This is a genomic window from Streptomyces sp. NPDC001100 (assembly GCF_053598575.1).
Genome location: NZ_JBSFKO010000043.1, coordinates 16,066 through 39,196, shown reverse-complemented (window position 1 = coordinate 39,196; position 23,131 = coordinate 16,066). Strand labels below are relative to the sequence as shown.

At 69.3% G+C, this 23,131-nt stretch carries 19 protein-coding genes and 3 pseudogenes; 10 read left to right on the top strand and 12 right to left on the bottom strand.

Translation table 11 applies throughout. The features are described 5' to 3' along the window. Nucleotides 1-4: 4 nt before the first annotated feature. The 4 genes from ACWDEW_RS41080 to ACWDEW_RS41065 form a co-directional block, all read right to left on the bottom strand. A complete protein-coding gene (locus tag ACWDEW_RS41080; protein ID WP_450520274.1) occupies nt 5-1,288 on the bottom strand; it encodes an MFS transporter in 1,284 nt (427 codons plus the stop codon). Beyond that, entirely contained in the window at nt 1,288-2,127 is an 840-nt protein-coding gene (locus ACWDEW_RS41075; RefSeq protein WP_450520273.1) for an enoyl-CoA hydratase/isomerase family protein, read from the bottom strand. The genes ACWDEW_RS41080 and ACWDEW_RS41075 overlap by 1 nt, the downstream gene beginning before the upstream one ends. 49 nt (nt 2,128-2,176) lie before the next feature. Next, a complete protein-coding gene (locus tag ACWDEW_RS41070) occupies nt 2,177-2,977 on the bottom strand; it encodes an alpha/beta hydrolase (protein ID WP_450520271.1) in 801 nt (266 codons plus the stop codon). Nucleotides 2,978-3,084: 107 nt separating this feature from the next. Further along, a complete protein-coding gene (locus tag ACWDEW_RS41065; protein WP_450520269.1) occupies nt 3,085-4,749 on the bottom strand; it encodes an FAD-dependent oxidoreductase in 1,665 nt (554 codons plus the stop codon). A 1,382-nt stretch (nt 4,750-6,131) separates the two neighbouring features. Here ACWDEW_RS41065 and ACWDEW_RS41060 point away from each other — a divergent pair. Further along, the gene (locus ACWDEW_RS41060; protein WP_450520267.1) at nt 6,132-6,626 is read left to right on the top strand and encodes a winged helix-turn-helix transcriptional regulator; all 495 of its coding nucleotides are present in this window, start codon (nt 6,132-6,134) and stop codon (nt 6,624-6,626) included. Between the two features lie 133 nt (nt 6,627-6,759). Here ACWDEW_RS41060 and ACWDEW_RS41055 read toward each other — a convergent pair whose 3' ends face one another. After that, nucleotides 6,760-9,006, bottom strand: a complete 2,247-nt coding sequence (locus ACWDEW_RS41055) for an ATP-binding SpoIIE family protein phosphatase (RefSeq protein ID WP_450520265.1) — start codon at nt 9,004-9,006, stop codon at nt 6,760-6,762. Nucleotides 9,007-9,102: 96 nt separating this feature from the next. Between ACWDEW_RS41055 and ACWDEW_RS41050 the strand changes: the two genes are divergently transcribed. Next, nucleotides 9,103-9,399 carry a hypothetical protein gene (locus ACWDEW_RS41050; protein WP_450520263.1) on the top strand — a complete coding sequence of 99 codons (297 nt, stop codon included), beginning with the start codon at nt 9,103-9,105 and terminating at the stop codon, nt 9,397-9,399. 373 nt (nt 9,400-9,772) lie between these two features. On the opposite strand, the gene ACWDEW_RS41045 is transcribed toward ACWDEW_RS41050, so the two are convergent. Together ACWDEW_RS41045 and ACWDEW_RS41040 are read right to left on the bottom strand one after the other, a co-directional pair. Continuing rightward, nucleotides 9,773-10,009, bottom strand: a complete 237-nt coding sequence (locus ACWDEW_RS41045) for a Dyp-type peroxidase domain-containing protein (RefSeq protein WP_450520261.1) — start codon at nt 10,007-10,009, stop codon at nt 9,773-9,775. Next, complete coding sequence (locus tag ACWDEW_RS41040) at nt 9,987-10,514, bottom strand: winged helix-turn-helix transcriptional regulator (protein WP_450520259.1); 528 nt, start codon at nt 10,512-10,514, stop codon at nt 9,987-9,989. The genes ACWDEW_RS41045 and ACWDEW_RS41040 overlap by 23 nt, the downstream gene beginning before the upstream one ends. Nucleotides 10,515-10,727: 213 nt before the next feature. Here ACWDEW_RS41040 and ACWDEW_RS41035 point away from each other — a divergent pair. The 6 genes and pseudogenes from ACWDEW_RS41035 to ACWDEW_RS41010 form a co-directional block, all read left to right on the top strand. Further along, nucleotides 10,728-11,262, top strand: a pseudogene (locus ACWDEW_RS41035) (CoA transferase subunit A); the annotation flags it as partial. Then, nucleotides 11,262-11,870 (top strand): annotated as a pseudogene (locus tag ACWDEW_RS41030) (3-oxoacid CoA-transferase subunit B); the annotation flags it as partial. The pseudogenes ACWDEW_RS41035 and ACWDEW_RS41030, both read left to right, overlap by 1 nt. Before the next feature lie 343 nt (nt 11,871-12,213). Then, the gene (locus ACWDEW_RS41025) at nt 12,214-12,375 is read left to right on the top strand and encodes a hypothetical protein (RefSeq protein WP_450520257.1); all 162 of its coding nucleotides are present in this window, start codon (nt 12,214-12,216) and stop codon (nt 12,373-12,375) included. After that, entirely contained in the window at nt 12,372-13,130 is a 759-nt protein-coding gene (locus ACWDEW_RS41020) for a TnsA-like heteromeric transposase endonuclease subunit (RefSeq protein WP_450520255.1), read from the top strand. The genes ACWDEW_RS41025 and ACWDEW_RS41020 overlap by 4 nt, the downstream gene beginning before the upstream one ends. Nucleotides 13,131-13,147: 17 nt before the next feature. After that, entirely contained in the window at nt 13,148-15,553 is a 2,406-nt protein-coding gene (locus tag ACWDEW_RS41015) for a transposase (protein WP_450520254.1), read from the top strand. A gap of 100 nt (nt 15,554-15,653) precedes the next feature. Continuing rightward, nucleotides 15,654-16,772: an AAA family ATPase gene (locus ACWDEW_RS41010; RefSeq protein WP_450520252.1), complete on the top strand. Its 1,119-nt coding sequence runs from the start codon at nt 15,654-15,656 to the stop codon at nt 16,770-16,772. Between the two features lie 142 nt (nt 16,773-16,914). On the opposite strand, the gene ACWDEW_RS41005 is transcribed toward ACWDEW_RS41010, so the two are convergent. From ACWDEW_RS41005 to ACWDEW_RS40995, 3 genes are all read right to left on the bottom strand, one after another. Beyond that, entirely contained in the window at nt 16,915-18,099 is a 1,185-nt protein-coding gene (locus ACWDEW_RS41005; RefSeq protein ID WP_450520250.1) for a hypothetical protein, read from the bottom strand. A gap of 416 nt (nt 18,100-18,515) precedes the next feature. Beyond that, entirely contained in the window at nt 18,516-18,995 is a 480-nt protein-coding gene (locus ACWDEW_RS41000; protein WP_450520248.1) for a hypothetical protein, read from the bottom strand. A 20-nt stretch (nt 18,996-19,015) separates the two neighbouring features. Next, a complete protein-coding gene (locus ACWDEW_RS40995) occupies nt 19,016-19,354 on the bottom strand; it encodes a helix-turn-helix transcriptional regulator (RefSeq protein ID WP_450520246.1) in 339 nt (112 codons plus the stop codon). A gap of 129 nt (nt 19,355-19,483) precedes the next feature. Here ACWDEW_RS40995 and ACWDEW_RS40990 point away from each other — a divergent pair, with 129 nt between their 5' ends. Continuing rightward, nucleotides 19,484-19,675 (top strand): hypothetical protein, encoded by a 192-nt coding sequence (locus ACWDEW_RS40990; RefSeq protein ID WP_405814256.1) that lies wholly within the window; start codon nt 19,484-19,486, stop codon nt 19,673-19,675. 8 nt (nt 19,676-19,683) lie between these two features. Here ACWDEW_RS40990 and ACWDEW_RS40985 read toward each other — a convergent pair. Continuing rightward, nucleotides 19,684-19,860 (bottom strand): annotated as a pseudogene (locus tag ACWDEW_RS40985) (IS5/IS1182 family transposase); the annotation flags it as partial. Between the two features lie 49 nt (nt 19,861-19,909). On the opposite strand from ACWDEW_RS40985, the gene ACWDEW_RS40980 reads away from it, so the two are divergent. Continuing rightward, nucleotides 19,910-20,446, top strand: a complete 537-nt coding sequence (locus ACWDEW_RS40980; protein ID WP_450520244.1) for a hypothetical protein — start codon at nt 19,910-19,912, stop codon at nt 20,444-20,446. Nucleotides 20,447-20,579: 133 nt separating this feature from the next. Here ACWDEW_RS40980 and ACWDEW_RS40975 read toward each other — a convergent pair whose 3' ends face one another. Next, nucleotides 20,580-22,895 carry a Helicase associated domain protein gene (locus ACWDEW_RS40975; protein WP_450520356.1) on the bottom strand — a complete coding sequence of 772 codons (2,316 nt, stop codon included), beginning with the start codon at nt 22,893-22,895 and terminating at the stop codon, nt 20,580-20,582. Between the last annotated feature and the right edge of the window lie 236 nt (nt 22,896-23,131).

Genomic DNA, 23,131 nt, shown 5'->3' with positions numbered 1-23,131 from the left:
CCTTTCAGGAGGACTGCGGGTCAGGCAGACCCGCACGGTCGGAAGGCGCGGGGTGCTGCGGCCGGGCCGGCCTGCGCAGGGTGGCCACCAGTGCCGTCAGGGCGAGCACTGCCAACACCCCGCAGAAAGTGATCGCCGTGTGCCTGAGGCCGATGTGCGTGGCCATCACGCCGGCCACGACGACCGGGACGGAGAAGGCCGTGTACACGACGATGTAGATCGCGGAGACGAGTGCGGCCCGATGCTGTGGGCCGACCAGGCTCACGAGGCTGCGCAGGGCCCCGAGATAGCCGGTGCCGAAGCCGACTCCGGCGATCACCGTGCTCACGTAGAAGAGGGCAGGGCTGCCCAGGCTCAGGGCTGCCGCCGTCAAGAGGGAGCCGGATACGAGGGTAGTGCAGCCGACGATCATGCAGCTCCGGGCCGGCGCCGAGCGCAGTACCGCGGTCGCCAGGGCGCCAGTGCCGCACAGCATGGCGGGCACGGCGCCGCCCAGAAGATGGTTGTGGCTGTTGCTGAGCTGACTCGCAAGGGACGGTCCCAGGGACAAGTACAGTCCGCCCAGGGCGAGGGTGGAGACCAGGCAGGGCGCCGCTGCCAGGAAGGCGGGCCGCACAGGCTTGGGCACACTGATGCTGCTCCACAGGCGCGGCCTGGATTTCGTGGTGACACTCTCGTCGACGAGGACGGCCGTCAGGACCAGCAGCAGCACGGCGGCCGGGAGCAAGACGACGTAGACCAGGCGTTCGGGATGCGGAGCGTACTCGACCAGGGCTCCGGACCCCAGGGCTCCTGCGCCCAGGCCCGCCGTGGAGACAAGTGCGTTCATGAGCGCGGCCAGGCCGGTCCGCCCCGGGGGCTGCAGGTCCAGCAGGGCCGCTGATACCGCCGCGCTGACCAGGCCCGTTGCCAGGCCCTGCGCAATACGGGCCGCCACCAGCCAGGCGACGCTGTCGGCGGTGATGAACCAGAGCAGGCCGATCACCTGGCACGCCAGAGCCATGATGATCACGGGCTTGCGGCCGATGGCATCGGAGAGCGTGCCGAACGCCAGCAGCGCTCCCAGCAGCGCCACGGCGTAGACCGCGAACACCACGGTCAGGGTGATCTCCGAGAAGTTCCAGTCGGCCGCGTAGACGCCGTAGAGCGGGGTGGGGGCGCTGGCGGCTGTGAGGGAGAAGGCCAGGACCGTGGTGACGATCCAGAATCCTCGCCGGCCGGCGAGCGGGACGCCGGGCTGGGGCGGTATGAGGCGGTGGTCGGCGCGGATGGCCGTGTTCTTCTGCATCAGTCGGTGGCTTTCAAGTCGCGCAGTGCGTCGCCGAGGTCGAGCTCGGTACGGCCACGGGTCTGGAAGCCCTGCTTGAACAGCTCGGCCGCGCGTCGCTGCACTTCCTCGCCCCGTACGAGTTGCTGGAACAGTGCGGCATCCGCGCGCACGTCGGCCGCGGTGGGCAGGCTGATGGCGTTGATGGCCGATTTGGCCGCGATCAGCGCATCGCGGGGGAAGTCACCCATGCGCGCGGCGATGCCGGCTACGAACTCGTCCAGTTCGGCATCGGGCACCGCGCGGTTGATCCATCCGTAGCGCTCGGCGAGTTCCGCGTCGAAGTCGGCCGATGTCAGTACGGCTTCGAGGGCTCGGCCCCGGCCCATCAGACGGGTGAGGTGCTGGATGGCGCCCGCGCCCGGCGGGGCGCCGATGCCGACTTCGGGCTGGCCCAGGACGGCGTTCTCCAGGGAGGCGAAGCGCATGTCGCAGGCGAGGAGGAATTCGCTGCCCGCTCCCCGCGCGCGGCCGCGCAGCTTGGCGACGGTGACGGCCGGAATCTGGCTCAGCCTGCGAAAGAGCATCCCCAGGGAGGCGTCGCCCGGGCCTCCGGCCTTCGCGGCTTCGGCGGTGTACTGGAGGACTTTGGTCATGTCGACGTGCGGGAAGAAGAAGTCGGGATCCGCGCTGTCGAAGACCACCACGCGGGCTGCGGCCGGGCGGGAGAGCTCCTCAAGCAGTCCGACCAGGTCGCGCACGACCTCGGGACCGATGAGGTTGATCGGCGGGGCGTTGAAGGTGGCGGACAGAACGTTGCCTTCCAGCCTGGTGCTGATGGTTTCGTACGAGGCGGTCATGTCTGTTCCTCTCGGCGCTCATCACGACCCGGTGGAGTCCCGGCAGCTGTCAGAGCTGGTGCTCCTCGAGCCACTGCAGGACGAAACTGGCGATCTCCTTCCAGCCGCTGTCCACGGTCAGGGAGTGGCCACGGCCCGCGAACTGCTTGAGCTCGGTGACCGCGCTGGAGTGCCGGTACTGCTTGTACGTGCCGCGGGTGGTGACGTCCGGCACGGTGTGGTCCTCGGTGCCGGAGATCAGCAGCAGCGGGCCGCGGGCCGAGTTGCCGGTATCGACCTTGGCCTGCGAGCGGGGCGAGAAGTTGGCAGTGGCCGCCTGGAAGACGGGCCGGGCAGGAGCGGGGATGGTCCAGGCGTCGTAGAGCTCGTTGGCCTCCTGCTCCGGCAGGGCGTTGGCGAAGCCATAGCGGAACGCCTCGCGCGTCAGGGAGACCGCCCGGCGCAGGTTGGCAGGGTTGCCCAGAGCAGGCAGCGCCGAACGGATCTGCGCCAGCGGCAGCGGCAGCACTCCCTTGATCTGGGCGGGGTCGACGGCGACCGCCGCCTTGCACAGGGACTCGCCGAGAAGCTTCTGGGCGATCAGACCGCCGAAGGAGTGGCCGATGACGATGGGGTCCTGGTCGAGGGACTCGATGACGCCGCGGAAGTGATCGGTGGCGGCGGCGATGCTGGTGTCGGCGACGAGTTCGGGGGTGCGCCTGGCTTCCGCGACGGTGTCCGGCTCGTTCGGCCATCCCGGGGCGAGAGGCTCATAGCCCGCCTCGCGGAACAGGTCGAGCCAGGGGCTCCAGCTGGAGGCGTGCAGCCACAGGCCGTGGATGAAAACGACAGGGGTGCGTGATGCGGTCATGGCGTGTCCTGCTTCGGGTGAGGAGGGCGTGGGTTCATCAGATCCTGGCGCGGCGGCATTGACGCGAGAGGCAAGGCGGGTGGGACTGTGTCGGCTGGGCGGGGAATTTAGGCGGTGAGTGGGCTCAGCGACATGTGCACCGACCGGATGGCGCTGGCGCCCTCGCCGACGGCTGCGGCGACGCGTTTCATGGAACCGGCGCGTACGTCGCCGGTGGCGAAGACCCGCGGAAGGCTGGTCTCGAACGGCAGCGGCCTGCGGCCCAGGTCCGCCCACCGGTCCTGGAGCATGTCGTCGCTGAGGTGGACGTCGGTGAGGACGAATCCGTCCTCGTCCATGGCCGCGCTCCCCAGCCAGTCCGTGGCCGGGCGTGCGCCGATGAAACAGAACAGGCCCCGGCACTCGAGTTCGACCTCGGCGTCTGTCGGCGCCGCGTTACTCCGGACCTGGATCTCCTCCAGCCGGTCGCCGCCGCACAGCCGGGTCACTTCGGTGGAGGTGCGCACCGTGATCGCGGGGTGGGCGAGGATGCGGTCGGCCAGATAGGACGACATGCCGGCGCCGAGGTCCGATCCGCGCACCACCAGGTTCACGGTGCTGCCCCTGCCGGCGAGGTAGAGGGCGGCCTGGCCAGCAGAATTCGCGCCGCCGATGACGGCTACCGGATGAGCGCCGCAGGTACGGGCCTCCAGCTCGGTGGCGGCGTAATAGATACCCGCGCCTTCGAACTCGCTCCACCTGGGCAGCGGCAGCGACCGGTAGCTGGCGCCGGTGGCGATGACGGCTGCCCGGCTGTCGATCTCAGTGCCGTCTTTCAATACCACCCGCAGCGTGTCACCATGCGCGCTCAGTTCGGCGACTTCGCAGGGGCTGGCGATGCGGGCCCCGAACTTCTGCGCCTGCACCGCGGCGCGGGCGGTCAGGTCGGCCCCGCTGATGCCCGAGGTGAAGCCGAGGTAGTTCTCGATCCGCGAGCTGGCCGCTGCCTGGCCGCCTGCCGCCACGGAGTCAAGGACCAGCGTCTGCAGGCCCTCCGAGGCGCCGTAGACGGCGGCAGCAAGTCCTGCCGGGCCCGCGCCGATGACGACAAGGTCCAGTGTCCTGCCGTGGACGTGCTGGTAGGACAGCCCGAGGTGCTCGGCCAGGAGGGCGGGAGTGGCCCGTCTGAGCACCGTCGTCCCCGTGATCACCAGCGGGAAGTCGTCGGGGGCGGCGTCCACGACGCGGGTCAGGGTCTCTCCCGCCGGGGTGTCGGCGAGAACCCAGGTGTGCGGCTGGCGCTGGCGTGCCGCATAGGTGCGCAACGCCATGGCGGATGCTGACAGGTCATGGCCGACGATGACGATGCTGCTGGCTGCGGCGTTGGCCCGTAGGTTTTCGCGCCGTGCCAGCAGGGCCCGCAGGATGATGTCCGAGAGCTCGGGATCCTCGTCCATGAGCCGTCGAAAGGACGCCGGTCCCACCCGGTAGACCGCTCCGGGCGCCGAGACGCGGGCGTTGAGGTACGTGGTCTGTCCGGTCAGGAGGTTCAGTTCGCCGCTGAACTGGCGCGATTCGTAGCTGGCGACGACGGCCTCGTCGGCGTCGGAGCCTGCCGGCCGCAGGATCTCGATCCCGCCGGACTCCACGAGGATCATGTCTGCGTTGGCCTCACCGGCCTGGAAGAGGATGTCGCCGGCTTCGGTGAGCTGCTCATTCCCGTACGTCTTGAGCCGGGTCCACTGCGCGTCGCTGAGGACCGGCGCTGCCTCGGTCGGTTGGGGCGTCGACATAGTCGTGCGTCCTCTGTTCACGCCGCGCGCGGCGCGGCTGTCGGGCGGGGTGGCTGGATGGCCTTCCTGGAGCTGAGAGGCCGCTGGTTTCAGTCGGCACCGCCCCCGGCAGGAGGTCGGAGAGCCATCGCTGCTCCCCGCAGCGCGTCGTCTGCGCTTTTCGCCCATTCGGCCGGGCGAGGGCGGCGCCATTGAGGGGCGGCCCTCCCGGCCACCGGCAGCGACGGACTACCAGTCGGGTCACTCGTATTCGGGGCCTGCGGAATAGGGCGGCTTCCGTAGGATCGGCTGAACTTTCGATCCCGAAGGGACGCCGGTCCCCCGCGGCCGCGGGGGACCCGTGCGTTTCCGGCCCGGCCGTGAGCGGCATTCCGATTACGCCGCACCGGCGCGGTGAGCCGGCTTTTACGGCTGATCAGATTGCTGTGTCCAGGGTCGGTTTCCATACGGGGCTTTCGGAAGAGGGCCTCACTCAGCACCACAGGCAGGCTCATGGTCCGTCCCACCTGCCAGAGAGCGCCTGCTGAGGCGCATTCCGGCACCGGTCTGCTCCACGGCCGAAGACCTGCGGCAACGATCGACCTGCCGTGACCTGCTGAGTCCTGGCAAACAACCTAGCATGCTGAGTCTTCACAGGCAATCCAGCCGGACCGGCCTCGCAGCGGGCCCGGCGCGTCGGCGACAGGATCCTCAACGGCAGCGCGCTCCCGCATCCGCCAAGCCGGCCGGAGCCAAGTCGCCGAAATGGCCTGCCGTCCACGTAATGATCCGAGCGGGGATCAGAATTAATCCATCCGAATATTCAGGTGGGTTTTCCACACCCCGAATGAATCCTCACATTGCGGAATTCGGTATATTATCCCGAGGGAAAATATATCTATTTTCTGCACGCATCCACTCTGGTCTTCACTCCTCGGCCGTCCAGCCGTTCCAGCTCTTTATGTGCTGCCGAAGAAAAGAATGGGGTCCAGGCAGGGAGAGACGAGCGGGGGGCCGCCGGGCGCCGCCGGCGAACACCCGCCGGCGGCGCCCGGCGGCCCCGCACCTTCGGGCGGTGATCAGCGGCTAACTGGGGTGATCACGGCATCAACCAGCGATTCCGCCAATCGACACCGCGACGCGGTGATCCCGTACAGCGTTCACGGGACAGGGTCGCGAGACGCGTCACCGGATCACCGGGATGGCGGTACGGCGATGCCTGGGCAGAACCCGGCCGGGCCAATCGTGAGCGCGGCCACAAGGCGCCCCGAAAGGCGGCTCAGTTCATTCCCGGGACCGCCCCCACAAGGAAGCAGGAGGCGCTTTTCATGTTGTACATCATTTAAGTCCGACGGATTAGCGCCATCTGGATCCGGACCGAAGACTCAGGTAGCATTAGTTCCATGGCACATTCATGGATGCACGACTCCACCTGCTCCGTCACCAGGAGTCTGGGGGTACTGGGCGAGAATTGGACATTGCTTATCCTGCGGGAGGCCCTGACCGGTACCACCCGGTTCGCGGACTTCCGGTCTGCCCTGGGTTTGGCGGCGGACGTACTGAGTCGCCGGCTGGGGACGCTCGTGGAGTCCGGGGTCATGTACCGGGAGCCCTATCAGGAACCCGGCAGCCGCACGCGCTACGAGTACCACCTCACCGATGCGGGCCGTGAGCTGGAGGTGGTGCTGGGGGCGCTGCAGCAGTGGGGGGACCGCCATCTGCCCCGGACCGAGGGGCCGAGCATCGAGCGCCGGGCGCGGCGCACCGACCGGCCGGTGCACGTGGCGTTCATCGACGATCTCGGTTACGAGGTGCCGTGGGCGGACGTCGCGACCATCCGTACCGATGCCTATCCGAAGGACGAGGTGCCGGAGGAGTCCGGCGAACTGGCGAACTGACACGCCGGCGCCTCGGGCCGGGCCGACAACGACAGGCCGGTCGCGGCGATGCAACTGGGTGCCGCCCCCGTGCGGGATCCGCGGGGCGCCCGGCTTCTGTCGCCGCGTCGTGTGCGTGTGCCGGGGAGGCGGGTCAGTGCTGCGCGTCAGGGACGGGGAGTTCGAACCAGACTGTTTTGCCGCGGCCGCTGGGTGAGTTGCCCCAGGCCGACGCCAGAGCAGACACGATGACCAGTCCCCGTCCGCCTTCGGCTTGGTCCTCCTCGCGCGGAATGGTCACGGTACGCGCGGGTCGAGGATCGCTGTCGCGCACCTCGACCCGTACCCGCTCGGTATACCTGCGCACGTAGACGTGGACGTCACTGTCGCCGTGCACCAGCCCGTTGGTGACGATCTCGGAGACCAGCAGTTCTTCTTCGTCGATCATGTCGGACAGTCCCCATCCCTCCAGCCATTCGCGCAGCAGTCGGCGGGTACGCTGTGCTCCCTGCAGGTCACGTCGGTGGATCCGTAGCTGCCGGACGTTTTCCCGGGCTTCGGACGAGGGCCCCTCGTAGAGGACCAGCATCAGGGCGGCGTCGTCGGTGTGTCGCGTGCGCTGGTTGTCGAATCTTGCGATGAGGCCGTCCCCCAGTGCCTCGAGGCTGCCGCCGTGGAAGGCCTCCTGCAGGGCTTCCGGGTCGAGGGCATCCGCGAAGCCGACCAGGCCGTCGGTGTAGAAGGCGAGCAGAGTCCCCGGCGCGAGTTGCCTTTCTGCAGCCTCGAAGCGCACCTCGGCGTCGACGCCGAGCGGCATTCCCACGTCGAGGTCCCATGGGGCAGCGGCTCCGTCGGTGGTGCGGACCGCCGGCGGAGGATGTCCGGCGGTGGCCATCTGCAGGGCGCCGGTATCGGGGTCGAGCAGGGCGCAGCAGCATGTGGCGTACAGACCGGTGTCCAGGTCGACCAGGACCCGGTTGGCCCGTTCAAGGATCCGTGCCGGGTCGTGTCCCTCGGCGGCGTAGGCGCGTACTGCGCTGCGCAGTTGTCCCATCACGACCGCGGCCGAGGTGTTGTGGCCCTCGACGTCCCCGATCGCCATGACGATCTTTCCGCTGGGGAGGGTGATCAGGTCGTACCAGTCACCGCCCAGCTCGATTCCACTGGTGGCCGATGCGTACCTGCTGGTGGCGACAATGCCTGCCGGCTGCGGCAGCATCCGCGGCAGGAGGGTCTGCTGGAGGGCTTCCGCCAGCGCGTGCTGCGTCTCGTTCGTCCGGGCACGCTCGAGCCCCTGGGCGACTGTCGTGGCCAGAGCCGTAAGCGTTGCCTCCTCGGCGACGATGTCGGTGCGTTCGGTGGCGAAGGCCAGGGAGAGCGCCCCGGCCGGCAGTCGGCCGGTGGACAGGGGCAGGACGGCCCAGAAGCATCCGGCATCCGCTGCTTCGCCGACCAGGCGCCCGCGGGTTCGCCCGTCCATGGGGTCGTAGAGTTTTTGCCGCCTGCTGGTGATGGCGTCGGCCTCGGGCGATGTCTGGCCGAGCAGGGTTCCCTCTGCGGTGCGGAGATACTCCGCACCGCAACCCGCCGCGCCCGCGAGGTGCAGGCGTTCGCCGTCGACGAGGGTGATCACTGCGGCGCGGGCCAGAAAGCCGCCCATCGCACGCTCGATCGTCCGGTCGATGACGTCCTGGAGCCTGGGGGCGTCTGCGAGGCGGATCGCGAGCTTGTGGAGGTGGTAGATCAGCGGAGCGGTGGACGAGGTGATGTTCCCAGGGCCCGTCCCTGTTTCTTCGACCGCCGTCACCAGCGGTACCGCGGGCGGAGTCAGAGGGATCTCCGCTTGCGCCAGCTCATCCAGCCGGGCGGCGAGGGCGGAGGCGGCCTGTTCCAGCCGTTCCAGTTCCCCCGGGTCGGTTCGGACGTTCGCCCGCAGCCAGAAGGCCGTGAGCGTCCCGAAGCGGCGTGTCGCCGAGGCCAGCGGTGCCGCGGAGGCCTGGTAGGGAAAGGGGGCGAAAACGGACAGCATCGGGTGGCCTGCCATGATCGACGCGGACTGCGCCGTGGCCACCCTGCCGGTGCGCCAGGCCCGGGCCGATGGATAGACGTCGTCGTCCACCGAGACCCGCTCGATGGAACCGACTCCCAGGGGGGTCACGGCGACGGCTGCTGCACGCAGTTCCGCAGTGCCGGGTACATGGAGAAAGACCGTCACGGCGGCCGCGCCGAGTTCTCGCACCAGTCGGCTGGTGGTGGACAGCAGGAGTGCGTCACGGTCGCCCGGCCTGAAGGGCCTCTCGCCCTCCGGCTCGTCCAGCGGGCGTTCTACCGGCTCCATCGGCACCGCCGCCCGACCGCTGTCGTTTTCCGCTCTGGCCGTGTTCCAGCGTACTGCCGGCATGCTCGCCTCGTCGGGCCGTCCGCCGCGGACGGCCCGACGAGGCGAGCCCGGGCGCTTTCGCGGAGGGCGAGGCTTCTGCTACGAACGTTGCCGACCATGGCGGAGGAGCCTCACCACTACATGCACGGCTGCTGCGACTTCGCACTGTTCACGAGCGGTGCAGCCCTCGAGGCCACGACGGGGGGTCCGCACGAGAATGACCCCCGCACACAGGATCCGGAGGAGTTGCGGGCCTCGGAACTTCTGCGTCAGCTCAGGGACCTGGACCGCATCGCCTTTCACGCCACGGACCTGCGGCGCGCCCGCTTCGGACTGCCTGGGGCGACAACCGATCACCTGCGCAGACAACTCCAGTCTGCGCTGTCCCGGCTGGACGATCTGGCACAGGCCTGACCTCGCACGGCCGGTCTCTCCAGTCGTCCGGGAAGCTGCTCCTGCCCCGCCGGCCCCGGAACCCTGCGCAGACGGCCGTCGGTGGCAACGCACACCGCTGCCGCGGCCCGTCGCCCGAGGGGCGAGGCCCCGTGCGGCGGGGCCGCGGTTTCCGCGTTCACCACGCGCCGGCTGCGATCGTCCGGCGGCGAGCCCGGGAGGCTCTCCCGCCGACCGACTTGCCCGAACCGATCCACCCAGCCAACTTTTATTTAACTACTCAGACTGATGTCACCGATGCATCCCGCAGCCGCGAGGCGGCCACCCGGTGCGGGAGTAGGTGCCGGCCGGCCGGCACCTACCCGCTCTGCGATGCAGGGAGCCGGGGTCGAGCCTACGGCGCAGGCCACGCCAGGCGATCCCACACCGCCGAGGCCACACCGGCGACACAGCTCAGCCCGCCCTCCGGGTAGCCGAAGCCGACCGCGCGCTGCGGCTGCGACACCTGGGACAGCAGGCTGCGCGCGGCTTCCTCGCCGCCGGGGTTCACACTGACGACGAGGAAGATCGCTGCAGCGGTCAGAGGCCCAAGTACCGGCTGGGCGGCGTTACGGCCCTCTTCGGTCGTCACGTCCTGTCTCGCTTCCGAGGGGATCTGCGGGGGCTGCGGTACGGCTGGATGGCCTCATGCCGTCGGCGTCGTCGGCACTGTCGGGAACCTTGCGGGGATTGGCGAGCGGATGCCAGTCCCCGACTTCGGGAGTCTGCGGTGGGCAGCCCCGCCTGGGCGCAGGGCATGCTTCCTGCCCTCCGAGCACCCATCTGTCACCCCAGCACGACAGCCCTGCCAGGACCGGCTCAAGGTCATGTCCGGCGTCCGTCAGGTGGTACTCGTAGCGTGACGGCTGAGTGCTGTACTGCCGCCGCTCGAGCAGGCCGGCCAACTGGAGCTTGTGCAGCCGGGTCGCCAGGGTATTGCGAGGAGCACCGGTGGACTGGAGGATCTCGCTGAAGCGGTGCACTCCCTGAGAGATCTCCAGGATCACGAGAAGGGACCATCGCTCTCCGCACACGCTCAGGGCCGCCACGACGGCCTTCCTCTTCCGGGCCACGGCACCCCGTGGAGCCTCGCTCATGGCCTGCCGCGCACGTGGAGGCTCCCGATGTCACGTCCGTGCGCGGCCGCCCTGCCATGGGGAGGACCGGCCGCGTCGCCACGGCCTCCTCCCCGCTCGCCGCTCAGCGTCATGCAGGCTCCTCACCTAACCATCTGGGTTGCCTTTCCAAACTTAACCTATTGGCAGACCGGCTGCCGGCCCTCTGCCTCCTCGTGCTTCAGTTCAATCGTCATCGCCCGGGTCACCGGCTCCTACGTCGGTGAGAACAAGGAGTTCGCCCGGCAGTACCTGTCCGGCGAGCTGGAGGGGGAACTCGTTCCGCAGGGCACGCTCGCCGAACGCCTGCGGGCGGGCGGCGCAGGCGTCCCTGCCTTCTACACTCCGGCCGGCGTCGGCACTCAGGTCGCGCAAGGCGGCCTGCCCTGGCGCTATGTCCCCGACGGCTCGGTCGCCGAAGGAGACCCGCGACTTCGCGAGTCGCCCGTACGTCCTGGAGCACGGCATCACCACCGACTACGCACTCGTCCGCGCCTGGCGCGGCGATCGGCACGGCAACCTCTGCTTCCGCCGCGCAGCCGCCGACTTCAATCCGCTGGCCGCCCTGGCCGGCCGCATCACCATCGCTGAGGTCGAGGAACTCGTCGAAGTGGGCGAACTGCGTCCCGACGAGGTGCACCTGCCCGGCATCTTCGTCCAGCGGGTGGTGGCTCTCACCGCTGAAGAGGCCGCCGACAAACAGATCGAGAAGAGGACGGTACGGACCTGATGGCCTGGACCCGTGACCAGATGGCCGCCCGCGCCGCCGCCGAACCCACCGACGGTTCCTACGTCGACCTCGGTGTCGGCCCGTCCACCCTGATCCCCGGCCACCTCCCGCCCGGCGTGCACGTCGTCCTGCACTCCGAGAACGGCATCCTCGGCACCGGCCCCCTACCCCACCCAGGCCGAGGTCGACCCCGACCTGATCAACGCGGGCAAGGAGACCGTCACCGTCCTGCCCGGCGCCAGCTTCTTTGACTCCGCCCTGTCGTTCGGCATGATCCGCGGCGGCCATATCGACACCACTGTCCTGGGCGCCATGCAGGTCTCCGCACATGGCGACCTGGCCAACTGGATGATCCCCGGCAAGATGGTCAAGGGTACGGGCGGCGCGATGGATCTCGTCCACGGCGCCCGCCGGGTCATCGTCCTCATGGACCACACCACAAGGACGGCAGTCCGAAGATCCTCAAGGAGTGCACCCTGCCGCTCACCGGTGAGCAACGCGTCCACCGCATCATCACCGACCTCGGCGTCCTCGACGTCACCGACGACGGCCTCGCGCTGGTCGAGACCGCTCCTGGCGTCACCGTGGAGAGCATCACAGCCCACACACGCCCCGGTACGTTTGGACAACACACTCCGGGCCCCCTTCTGACCCGCACTTTCGGCGGCTGGGTGACCGTAGGTGCCCTGGAGGCCATAGCGGCACCAGAAACCCGCTTCTTCCCTTGCCTGCCTGGAGCCTGATAGCCCGTACGGGCAGAGGGCTGCCGGTTTCCCCGAATCGCAGACTTGTTCACCCTTTCAGGCGTATTCGGCATGCGGAGAAGTTCTCGCGGCGCGACGCGGAGCAGCATGGTGAGATGCGGGGCCGGCCCTGGCGGCGGTCGTCGCCGGGAAGTGGTGGGGGTCGTCGCCGGGAAGTGGTGGGGGTCGGTGAACAGGTGGCAGGAGCTTGGCTGTTCGGCTTCTGTCGGCCGCTGCCGCTAGGGAGAAATCGGCGGCGGGCGGTTTCGTCGGCCAGCTGGCGCACGGTCAGCGGCTGAAGCTGGAGGAGCTGTTGGCCGGGCAGGTGTGCGGGGTCGTGCGGCTGTGGGACCGGGGGTGGGCAGCGTGAGCGCGGTGGAGACCTCCGGCGATCTGTTGGAAGGTGAGGCAGTGCCGGGCACGGGCCAGGGCGTCGTGGCTCTGTACCGCGAGCCGCACGGGCCGGTGCACTCGTGCGGTGCGTCTGGGCTTCGGGGCGTGGTGCTGGAGGAGTTCGGGCCGGTGAGCGAGCCGGTGCCCTACCGGGGCCGCAAGGGCATCATCACCTACTGGCCGGTGGCGACGCGGGAGCAGACCGTGGTGTGCGGCAGCCTGCGGCAGTGGCGGCTGGCGGTGGAGCTGGACTTCGAGCCGGCCTGGGCGGCGTTCAGTGCCGGCCCGGTGGAACTGCGGTGGCGGGCGGGAGGCCGCCTTCGCCGGTGGCGCCCGGATTTCCTGGCGCGCACGGCCGACGGTGCGCGTGAGGTGCTGGTGCTGGTGACTGCTCGCCAGGAGAGCCTGCCCGCATCAAGGCTTGAGGTGCTTGAGGAGGTAGCCCGGGTGGCCGGGTGGCGGGTGCGGCAGGTGCGTGAGCCGGCGGGGCTGCGTGGACGCAATCTGGGGTGGCTGGCCGGCTACCGGTTCCCCGTAGGCGGCCAGGAAGGTCAAGGGCGGGCGCTGCTGGAGGCGTTCAGGGAGCCGGCGGGGCTGCGGGCGGGAGTGGCGGCGAGCGGGCTGGATGAGCTGACGGGTCTTGATCTTGCTTACCGGATGCTCTGGCAGCGGCGGCTGCTGTTCGACATCGCGCAGCCGCTGCTGCCCGATGCCGTGGCCTGGGCGGCCTGAGGGCCGGGAGGGGGCGCATGGCGGGATCGGGTGAGGGCCGGCCTGCGGGGTCGCTGTCCATGGGGGCGCGGGTGCACTGGCAGGGGCGCGAGTGGGAGGTGGTGGCGTGGCAGGGGGCGCAGGTCACCCTGGTGCCTCAGGACGGCGGCCAGGAGGTGCCCCGGGCGGTGTCGTACCGGTGGCTGGCGGGCGCGGAAGACTTCGCTGTCCTCAGCGGCGGTGGGGCACCGGCCGTCGGCGGCGCGGCCGTTGGCGGGTGGGGGCGGCAGGAGGGCCGGCAGGAGGCCGCTCTGTGGCAGGCGCGCATGGTGGAGATCGACACCGGCCTGGCGCCGGGCCGCAGCGCGCATAAGCGGGGATTCGGGCCGGAAACGACGCTGGCCCAGCGGTGCGCCGCGATGTCGGCGCGGCTGGCCGCTGATGGCATCCGCTGCTCGGCCCACACCCTTGCCGACAAGCGGCGCAAGTGGAAAGCGGCCGGGGAGAATCCGGTTGTGCTGCTGCCCGCCGCGCGGGACAAACGGGCGGGGGGCTTCACCGATCCGCGGTGCCTGACCGCCATGCAGGAGGTGGTGGCCCGGCGCGCGCACGAGTCGGACGTGACCATCGAGCTGATCCGCGAGGAGGTCGAGGATCTCCTGCACGCGCGCTACGGCGAGGAGCTCGGTGATCCGGCCGCCGTGGCGGCTCTGCTGCCCTCCCGGTCCACCTTCTATCTGCGGATGAAGGAGTCCGGCCTGGCCGACATCCTGGACCGGCCGACACGGGCCCGGGCCGCGCTGGCCTCCGCCCCGCCTCTCCCCCACGGCGGGCGGGAGGTCGTGCTGCGGCCGGGGCAGGTGACCCAGGTCGACACCACGCCGCTGCGGATCCTGGCCCGCGGCGACGACGGCCGGCCCACCGCCACGGAGCTGACCTGGCTGATCGACGTGGCCAGTCACAGCATGTGCGCGCTGATGATCACGCCCAGCCGTCCCCGGGACACCGAGAGCGGACAGCCGGGCCAGGCGACCAGGGCGATCGACCTGACCCTGCTGCTGGCCCAGGCCTTCGCGCCCTGGCCGGTGATGCCCGGCTGGGACCCGCTGAGCGCGGCCGCCGCCTCCACCCTGCCGTTCGGGGCGCTGCGCGCGGCGGACGAGCGGTTCACCGAGGCCACCGCCGCCCGCCCGGTCATCCGCCCCGAACTGATCGTCTACGACCAGGGCAGCCCTTACGTGAGCGAGCATTTCACCGAGGTCTGCGACCGGCTGCGCATCGCCCGCCGCCCGGCGCGCAAGAGGACCGGGCCCGACAAGTCGCTCGTCGAGCACTCCTTCACCACTCTCGCGCACCGCTTCAGCCAGTACGTGCGGCACGGCTGGCAGGGCCGCAGCCACAAGAAGCGCGGCCGCGGCATCGAGCGGATGCCGCTGTTCACGATCGCCGAGCTCCAGCAGATGGCCCAGGAATGGGTGGCCCTTGAGTACCAGCAGACCCCCGATGCGGGGCTGCGCGACCCGTTCCGGCCAGGCGTCGTGCTGTCCCCCAACGACATGTATGCCGTCCAGGTGGCCCGCAGCGGCTACCGGCCCGTGCCGCTCTCCCCCGCCCAGAACCGCTTCTTCCTGCTGTCGCGGTGGGTCGTCCCCGGCAAGGGCGGCTTCATGATCGGCTATCGGACCTATCAGCCCGTCACGCAGGACGCCGCCCACTACCGGGAGATCCTCCTGCGCGGCGGCTCGAAGCTGCCCGGCGCAGGGGACAAGTGGGAATGCCGTTTCAACCCCTACCGGCCCGAGCGGGTGTGGCTGTACGACCACACGGCTGGCACCTGGGTGACCTGCGATTTCCGGCTGCGGCACCTGCTCACCGATCTGTGGACCGCGGACATGTGGCAGGAGCACGCCGAGCAGCACCGCGCGGCCGGCGGCAGCGAGCAGGACGAAGAGGCGATCGCCCTGGCCCTGGCACAGCGCAACCGCAGGCGGCGCAGCCGCAAGCCGCCGCCGAAACGCACCGGAGCCGAACCGCCCTTCCAGGGACTGGAGTTGGACACCGAGCAACCCTCCCAGGACCCCTATGCGGGCCTGGAGGAGTTCGACCTGTCCACCCTTCGGCCCCGCCCGGCGCTGCCCATTTCCCCCATGGCGCCCAGGCCGGTGCCCGCCCCGCCGGCCCTGCCCACAGGGGCGGACACCGGCGGAGAACAGGAAGGCGGGCCGACTCCGCACCCGCTCGCGGCCCTCTTCGCCGATGCCGACACCTCCGGCGGCCCGCCCGACGCCCCCGCCGCCGGGATGCCGTCCGAGGCGTACGAGGTCGTCGACGCCGAACTCCTCGACGACCCCGGCTCCGGTGCGGACGGCGAGGACAGCGGTGAGGACGACGAGGGCGTCATCGACGTGTGGGAGGTGGACACGCCTGGCGGTATGGAGCCGTGAACGACGAAGGCACAGGGCCGGACCGCGGGGTGCGCTCCTCGCGCCGGAGCCGGCCCTGCGGAGGAAATGAACTGGGAACCGTGTACGAGAGGGCAGCGTGATGAAAGCGACCGTGGAGCTGCGCGACAAGCGCGAGGCGCGCCTGCGCCAGCAGCTCAAAGAGACCCCGATGCGGCCTCTGCCGCTGTTCCAGGTCACCGGCTGGACCCACTTCGTCGACGAGGAGGTGAAACCGCCCGCACGAGCGGGCAGCAGCCCTGGCCCGGACAGGCCCACGGACGAGCAGTCCATCGCCTACCACCGGCATCTGCGGATGGTGCCCACCGCCGCGATGACCCACATGCAGGAGACGGTCGTCGAGGCGATCCACGCCAACAGCGGTCGCCGTGACGGGCTGATGGACCATGTCATCGACGGGCCCGCCGGCACCGGCAAGACCTGCCTGCTGCGGGCGACGGGACGCGCCGCCCAGCAGGAGATCGAAGCCGGCACGGGCGGCAGGCGCCAGAACACGATCCCGGTGGTGCACATCACCGCCCCCGCAGACCCGGAGCACAGGGTGAACTGGGTCTGGGAGATCGCCTCCTATCTGGGCCTGCAGCCCGAGCCGAAGAGCCTCGCCGAAGTCCTGGAGATGCGCCGCAACCCCGACCTGACCCTGCCGGTCAACTACGTCCTGGAGACGGCACAGACCCGTCTGCTGCTCATCGACGACATCAACCGTGCCTCGCCGCAGCACCTGGCGAACGTGCTGCCCTACTTCGACTACCTGCGCGACAAGCTGGGCATCTCACTCGTCTTCTGCGGCACCGGAGCCAGTCACCTCCTGCACCAGGCCCGCATCCTGGCCGGGGACCTGGCCCGGGTCAGCGAGGAGAACCGGGTACGGCTTGAGCGGGCGGACCGCCCGGCAGCGCCCGCCTCGCCCTCCCCCACCGCGCTGCTGCCGGTGACCTGGCTGCACCCCCTGCCCCTGAACACCGAGGACGACACGACCTTCCGGGAAGTGCTGATGGGCTTCGAGGCCGACTTGAGCCTGTACCGGCTGGAGAAGAACGCCCTGAGCAAGCATGCCGTCGTACTGCACCGGCGCACCGGCGGCTATTTCAAAGCCCTCGCCTACGTCGTCTCCACCGCAGCCGTCATCGCGATCCGCAGCGGCAGCGAGAACATCACCATGAAGGAAATCGACGCCGCGACAGCCCAGTTGAGTCCCTGAAACAGCGCAGGCCCTCATCGGGCGGCCGGTTCGGCGATCACTGTGGTGCGGGGTCGCTGTGATGCGCCTGCGGGGGGGTATCACTGGGATCCGTGTGCTCGTGCCGTGACCACGGGATCCGGCTGCACGGCCCGTCGTCCGGCTACGCTTCGCTGCCGTCCGCGTGCACGGTGTGCGGGTCACGTGCCCGGTGGCTGATGGCCTCGGCGATCAACTCGCGGCAGACTTCGATCAGTTCATGCGGCTGGTCGCGTACGCGTCCCAGACGAACCGCGTGTTCCAGGACCTCCTGGTCCTTCAGTGAGTCGAGCCAGCCCCGGACCGTTTCGGCTTCGGGTCCTTCTGGGGCAGGGGCGAGAACCTCGACGAGACCGACACGGGCCACGATGGCCGTGATCCTGTCCCTGGCACGTACAACGGCGGGTGTCGGGCCCGCGGTTGCCAGTCCTTCACGCAGATCCCCGCGCCCGATCTCGATGTCAAACTGTGGCGGCAGCGGGCTCACCGCGTGACCGCCGGTGATGAGCACGGGGACGGCTATGGTGCGCACCCATTCCTCAAGAAGCTGCAGCTCGTGGGCTGCGATGGCCCACACCTTGGTGTGCGGGCGCTGTAGGGACACCGTCGTGACAACGGAGAAGGGGATACGGGCACCGCGCGGGGCGCTGGCGAGCACATCACCTTCCATCAGCGGCAGGCCGTCGCCGGGCCGGGGCCCGGGTTTGAGCGGAAGCGCGACGGTCAGGTCACTGTGCGGATCGTCCGGGTACACAGCCCCGAGCCGGGGTTCCAGGACAGCCGGGGCACGGTGCTTGGCCAGATTGGTGTAGGAGGCCAGGAGGCGCAGCGGATGTTCGTCAGGGTCGCGGCGCTGGAACGGCTGAAGCCGCTCGATACGCTGCGCAAGAGGCGTGCCGGCGTGCAGCGGCGGGAGTCTGCGCCGCCGGCCGTCCCGGAACCATGCGGCGAGTTTCCCGGCATCCGCGGTGGCAGGCATCTCGACACCCCGTGCCTCCTCGTCCGTCAAGGGCCTTCCCAGAGCGTCCTCGACCTCCGCGTACAGAGTGTGCTCCACCGCGGCCCGCAGTTGGGTGAGGGCGTCGGCTACGAGCCGTGGGAGGGCGTGCGGGATCGGGGCAACGGCCTTGACTACAGCCTCTACTCGATCACCGTTGACCACATCGGCGAACGTGACCGGTCCCTGTTCGCTGTAGTCATGCGTCAGCCGCAGCAGCCGGTCGATCGTGTGGTCCACATGAGCCAGCGTCGCGACCACGTGAAGCTGGTGGTCGGGCAACCAGGACCAGCCGGTGTCGGAAGGACTCATAGACACGACCCTAGCGACACAGACCCCGCCCCCGCAGTCGGCCGAGAACTCACAGCACAGGACCGGTGTGGGTGGCAATGCTGCTAGGGGTTCCTGGACGGCCGGCGACAGAACCCGCCGTCAGTGTGCCGAGCGTCATCAGCACGGGACCGAGAGACCCATCCGGCTCCGGACCATTCACGTGTGCCTCGAACTCGCGTCACCATGGGACCAGGGTCCGTCTTCAATAGATCTTGCCCGGAGCGGGAATGATGCGAGGGTGACCGCTGCTTCGTAGGCGGTGGCGGTCTTCTCGTGTCGGGTGGCGATGCCGCGGAAGCCTTTGAGTCGGTTGAAGCAGCGTTCGACGAGGTTGCGCTGGCGGTAGATCTGCCGGTCGAACAAGAGGTCGCGCGCAGATGCTGTCGCCATCTGCCTTATTCGACGCTTCGGCGGGCGTGGACGCGAGTCTCGTACGACTGCACCACGGCCCCGCACAGGAGACGAAGGCCGTGGAAGCGCTGCTTGGGGAACTCACCGCGGCGGATGGCATTCCGCTCGTCCATCCACTGCTCCACGTACCGCTCCCGCTCCCCAGCCGGCAGCACCAGGCCGATCATCCTCAGCTTCACGCCAACCCGGGATTCGGTGTTCTTGCGCAAGGCCGCCAGCTGTTCAGATAGTTCCTGGAAACTCGGAGGAGGGGTGCCCGTGAGCGTGGACAGCAGCGTGCGAAACTCCCGCCACAGAGCAGACAGCTTGAGAAACTCCTGCCACAGAGCAGCTACGTCCTGACGCTGCTCGTCGGGCGTGCGGCTCTTAGTGACCCGCTTGAAAGTCCTTCCGATACGCAGGACGAAAGCCGTCACCGTAGCCCCGGCTAGCGTGCCGACAGCAGCCGTGAATACAACGTCCATGGAGAAGACCTGTCGATCCTTCAGGAGTCGGTAGCCGGTTTCCCGGTCAGGCGGGCAGAAGTCTGGCCGCCCTTGTACGCGGCCGCGAGAGCTAGCCGAGCTGCCTCCGCGCCATCCTCGGTGAACCGGTAGTAGCGCCGACGCGGCCGAGGCGGGTCCGCCTCGGCGTGCTCGTCGGCTGCCTCCCAGAAGCTCTCCACGATGCCCGCGCGCTCCAGCCGCGCCAGGATCGGGTGGATCGTGCCGCTCGGCAGGCCCACCGCTTGTCCTACTTCGAGTCCGTACTGGGCTCGTGTCGGGCGCTGGAGCAGCTCTCGCATCACCAACTGCGTCTGCAGTGTCATCCGAAGTCCGCTCATGGCTGCAGTGTACCTGGATTCGATAATAGAGCTCTACCTAACTTGATACCTCTCAGCAGTATCACTCTTCCTCTACCTAGGTTGTTCTCTGGTGTACTCTCCGGGGAAGGCGTCGGAGAGGACGGATGCATGGACGGGCACGAGACGAAGAGTGGCGGCATGGGTGACAAGCGGGACTGGGACCTGCGGTTGGACCGCGCAGGACTGGTAGTGAGGGCTGGTCGGCATCTGCAGCTGTCCGTGTCCCTGGCGATGATCTGGTGGCTGCTGACCATGGCCGGGGTGGTGTCGAGCCCGTACTGGGGGCCGATCGTTCTCTAGGTCCGTCTTCAAACAGATCTTGCCCGGAGCAGGAATGATGCGAGGGTGACCGCTGCTTCGTAGGCGGTGGCGGTCTTCTCGTGTCGGGGGGCGATGCCGCGGAAGCCTTTGAGTCGGTTGAAGCAGCGTTCGACGAGGTTGCGCTGGCGGTAGATCTGCCGGTCGAAGGATGGTGGCCGCCCGCCGCGGCCCGCGGTATTGGCTCCTCCGTGGAGAGCACTGATACTTCGTCGAATGACGTCCGAGTCACCCCGCTACGGAATACGTGCCATCGCGTGGAGCACCATCCAGGCCGACCGGTACCCCCATCACCGCCCGGACACGGCGCATTGGGACGGGAGTGAGGCCGTGGAACTGAACCGGCTCCGCGGTCTGGTGGTGGTGCAGGCCGCGGAGACCGAGGCAGTACTCGGCATGATCCTCTCGCGTCTCGACCCGGCTGCCCGCACCGACCAGCCGGCGGGGCGGCTGGTGCACGCCGTACGGCAGAAGATCGACGGCTTCTGCGACACCGAGTGGCCACCGGCGCTTGACCTCATCGACGCGGCCGTCAAGCGGCGCAACAGAGTGGTGCACGACAGTCCGACGATCGGCAGGGTCTGGCGCGACTACGCCACCGGAGGTGGCGAATGGGTCCATGTCGTGACGATGCTGGGTGACGACGGCTGCGACACCGGAACTCTTGTGGACGACCTGGCCCTCCAGCAGGACGCGACCGCCGCCGCGGTGGAGGTTCTCAACTGCCTGACCGTCCCGGCCCTGTCTCCCTGACAAGCCAGGTGGCGAAGACACGACCGCATGGGATGGTGCACGCCCTCTCCGGTGTGGAGCGGAGCACCGTGGATGTGCGGCGGACGGATGCCGGGGGTGTCGCGGCGGACGGTGATCGCGTGGCAGAGCTGGCTCATGGCACCGTGGGCGACCAGCGCATGTCCAGCGCCTCAAGTGCGTCGAGTTGTTCACGGCTGAAGTGATAGGGCCTCAGTCGTTTGTCGGAGACCCACTCCCCCAGGCGGAAGGGCTTGCCGTAGTCCCAGACGACGTGACGGTAGGGGACGTTGAGGTGCCGATGGGCTCGCCAGAAATCGTGGGCCAGGCGCAGCCCGCGAGCGAAGGCGCGTTCGCGCTGGCTGCGTGGCCGGCGCAGCAGCAGGGCCAGGGGGTGGTGCAGGGGCAGCGCGCCGAGGAGGTTGTGCTGGTCGCCGCTGAGGCGGGGCAGGGCCCGCAGTTGCTCGTCGAGCCACGCCTCCAGTGATGTGTCGCCCTGGTCGGGTGTGAGGACGGGGAAGGCGAGTTCGCCGCGGCGGGCGGCTGCGAGGGCGCGCGCGTAGGCGCGTCGCCAGTGCCCGCTCTGGTCCCAACAGGCGTTCCACCAGGGGCTGATGTCGGTGAGGGCGCGCTGGTAGCAGTGGGGCAGTTGCCCTCGGCGGGCTTTGGTGCGGCAGGTGCTCATCCAGCGGCCGATGCCGATGCCGCCGAAGCGTTCCTCACGGACGGGCGCGAGGTGGCCGTGCTGGGCGTGGTAGGCGCGGGCGATGTTCAGGTGGTGCTCGATGCTGCTGCGGGGATGGTCCCAGCTCATGCCCAGGGCGTTGAGTGCTTTGGCTCGTTCGGGTTTGAGGCTGTGGATCATGTGGAGGGAGCGTTGGGTGCCCAGCCACCAGCCGAGGTAGAAGCGGTCGGGGCTGCAGTAGGTGCTGGGCACGTTGAGGTGGCGGTGCTGTTCGAGGTAGCGCTGGGCGCTTTCCAGGCCGAGTTCCCAGATGCTGTTGTGGGGGTCTTCGGTGTGGAGCTGGAGCAGGGGGATGAGTTCGTCGGCGCGTTCGGGACGGGCGGCGAGGTACTGGGGGTTGCTGGTGGAGTAGTACAGGTGGAAGACGCGGTGGAAGACGTGTTCGTCGTAGAGCGAGAGGGCGGACAGGACCTGGTAGAGGATGTGGAAGGGGGTGCCTTCGGCGGCCTCGGCGAGGTTTTGGCCGGGGGCCTTGTAGATGGGGACGATGATGTGGGCGACCTTGGCCTGGCCGGGCAGGGGGCGCAGGGCGCGGCCGACGGCCTGGGCGATCTGGTAGGTGCTGGTTTTGGGGCTGGTGAACAGCACGGCGTCGATAGCGGGGACATCGACGCCTTCGGCGAAGATCATGCAGTTGGTCAGGACGGCCCGCAGCGGCGTCTTGTCGCTGGAGGTCAGGGACGCTTCTTTGAAGGTGCTGACCTGGGTGAGCCGTTCGTAGCGGCTCTGGTTGCAGTTGACGGTGCTGACCTGGAGCGGGCCCCGCATCTGTTGGGGCATCAGGGCGGCCGTTTCCGGAAGGGTTTCGGCGAAGATCTCGGCGACCTTGATGCGGGAGCAGAAGACCAGGACGCGCCGTAGGTCGTGTTCGTGCATGGCGCGCCGCAGGGCGACTTGGGCGGCCGCCACGCGCAGGCCTTCGGAGTGGGCGGCGAGCATCGGCGTGCGGTTGAGGATGGTGCGCAGTTCGGCGTCATGCACGTCGACGGCGACGATGCGGTAGTCGGGGAGCAGCCCCTGGTCGATGGCATCGGCCAGGGGGAGATGGAAGACGACCGGGCCGTAGAGGTTGAGGTCGTCCATCGAGGCGACCTCGATGTCGGCGGGGAGGTCCTGGCCCGGGTGAGGCTGGAAGGTGCGGGGGGTCGCGGTGGTGAAGAGCCGGTGGTGGGCGAAGATCCGGTGGGCGTGCAGCAGTTGGGCCCAGGGCTTGTGCAGGTTGCCTGCGGTGCGGTGGGCCTCGTCGCAGACGAGTACGTCCCAGGGCGGCAGGTGGAACAGCCGGTGGGCGTCGGCGACTTTTCCCAGCGAGTGGTAGGTCGCGAAGACGCTGACCGGGCCGTCGGCCCGGGAGATCTCCGCGGCCAGTGCGGCGGCGTCGGTGACGGCTGTCAGGATGCCGCGCAGGGCCGGGTTCTTGGGCAGGTAGCGGTCGCCGGACAGGGCCAGGTAGCGGCCGGGGCGGCCTTCCTTGTGCCACTCCTCTGCGGTCTGCTCCAGCAGGTCCAGGGTGGGCACGAAGACTGCGGACGTGCCTGCGGGCGCCATGCGGTTGACGATGTGCAGGGCGATGAAGGTCTTGCCGCTGCCGGAGGGGGAGTCGATACGGCAGCGCGGTGCGCCGAGGGCGAATTCGGTGACGCAGTTGTCGACGGCCTGCTGCTGGTAGGGGCGAAGTGCGGTGCGGAGCCGGGGTGGTTGGGCTATGGCCGTGCTCCTTTCGGCTTCTTTCGGGGACAGTCAGAACCTGTTTCGAGGGTGGAGGGCGGCGTGCCTGTCCGTGATGCGCGGACGCCCGCGCTTCGCTCGAACGGATGAGGGGGGCTTGTGCTCATGCACGGGCGGGGCTGGGATGCGGAAGGTTCCCGGCGCGCCGCATCCGGCCTTGTGGGGGGTGTGCCGCCGGGCCCGGACGCGGGCGGCGTGGGCGGGTGGCCTGGCAG

Bases quoted from the DNA above. Each gene is read 5' to 3' on its own strand.
- ACWDEW_RS41015 (WP_450520254.1), top strand. From the start codon at position 13,148: ATGGCGGGATCGGGTGAGGGCCGGCCTGCGGGGTCGCTGTCCATGGGG.
- ACWDEW_RS40980 (WP_450520244.1), top strand. From the start codon at position 19,910: ATGACGTCCGAGTCACCCCGCTACGGAATACGTGCCATCGCGTGGAGC.
- ACWDEW_RS40990 (WP_405814256.1), top strand. From the start codon at position 19,484: ATGGACGGGCACGAGACGAAGAGTGGCGGCATGGGTGACAAGCGGGAC.
- ACWDEW_RS40995 (WP_450520246.1), bottom strand. From the start codon at position 19,354: ATGAGCGGACTTCGGATGACACTGCAGACGCAGTTGGTGATGCGAGAG.
- ACWDEW_RS41050 (WP_450520263.1), top strand. From the start codon at position 9,103: ATGGCGGAGGAGCCTCACCACTACATGCACGGCTGCTGCGACTTCGCA.
- ACWDEW_RS41055 (WP_450520265.1), bottom strand. From the start codon at position 9,006: ATGCCGGCAGTACGCTGGAACACGGCCAGAGCGGAAAACGACAGCGGT.
- ACWDEW_RS41080 (WP_450520274.1), bottom strand. From the start codon at position 1,288: ATGCAGAAGAACACGGCCATCCGCGCCGACCACCGCCTCATACCGCCC.
- ACWDEW_RS41060 (WP_450520267.1), top strand. From the start codon at position 6,132: ATGGCACATTCATGGATGCACGACTCCACCTGCTCCGTCACCAGGAGT.
- ACWDEW_RS41005 (WP_450520250.1), bottom strand. From the start codon at position 18,099: ATGAGTCCTTCCGACACCGGCTGGTCCTGGTTGCCCGACCACCAGCTT.
- ACWDEW_RS41010 (WP_450520252.1), top strand. From the start codon at position 15,654: ATGAAAGCGACCGTGGAGCTGCGCGACAAGCGCGAGGCGCGCCTGCGC.
- ACWDEW_RS41040 (WP_450520259.1), bottom strand. From the start codon at position 10,514: ATGAGCGAGGCTCCACGGGGTGCCGTGGCCCGGAAGAGGAAGGCCGTC.
- ACWDEW_RS41000 (WP_450520248.1), bottom strand. From the start codon at position 18,995: ATGGACGTTGTATTCACGGCTGCTGTCGGCACGCTAGCCGGGGCTACG.
- ACWDEW_RS41065 (WP_450520269.1), bottom strand. From the start codon at position 4,749: ATGTCGACGCCCCAACCGACCGAGGCAGCGCCGGTCCTCAGCGACGCG.
- ACWDEW_RS41070 (WP_450520271.1), bottom strand. From the start codon at position 2,977: ATGACCGCATCACGCACCCCTGTCGTTTTCATCCACGGCCTGTGGCTG.
- ACWDEW_RS41075 (WP_450520273.1), bottom strand. From the start codon at position 2,127: ATGACCGCCTCGTACGAAACCATCAGCACCAGGCTGGAAGGCAACGTT.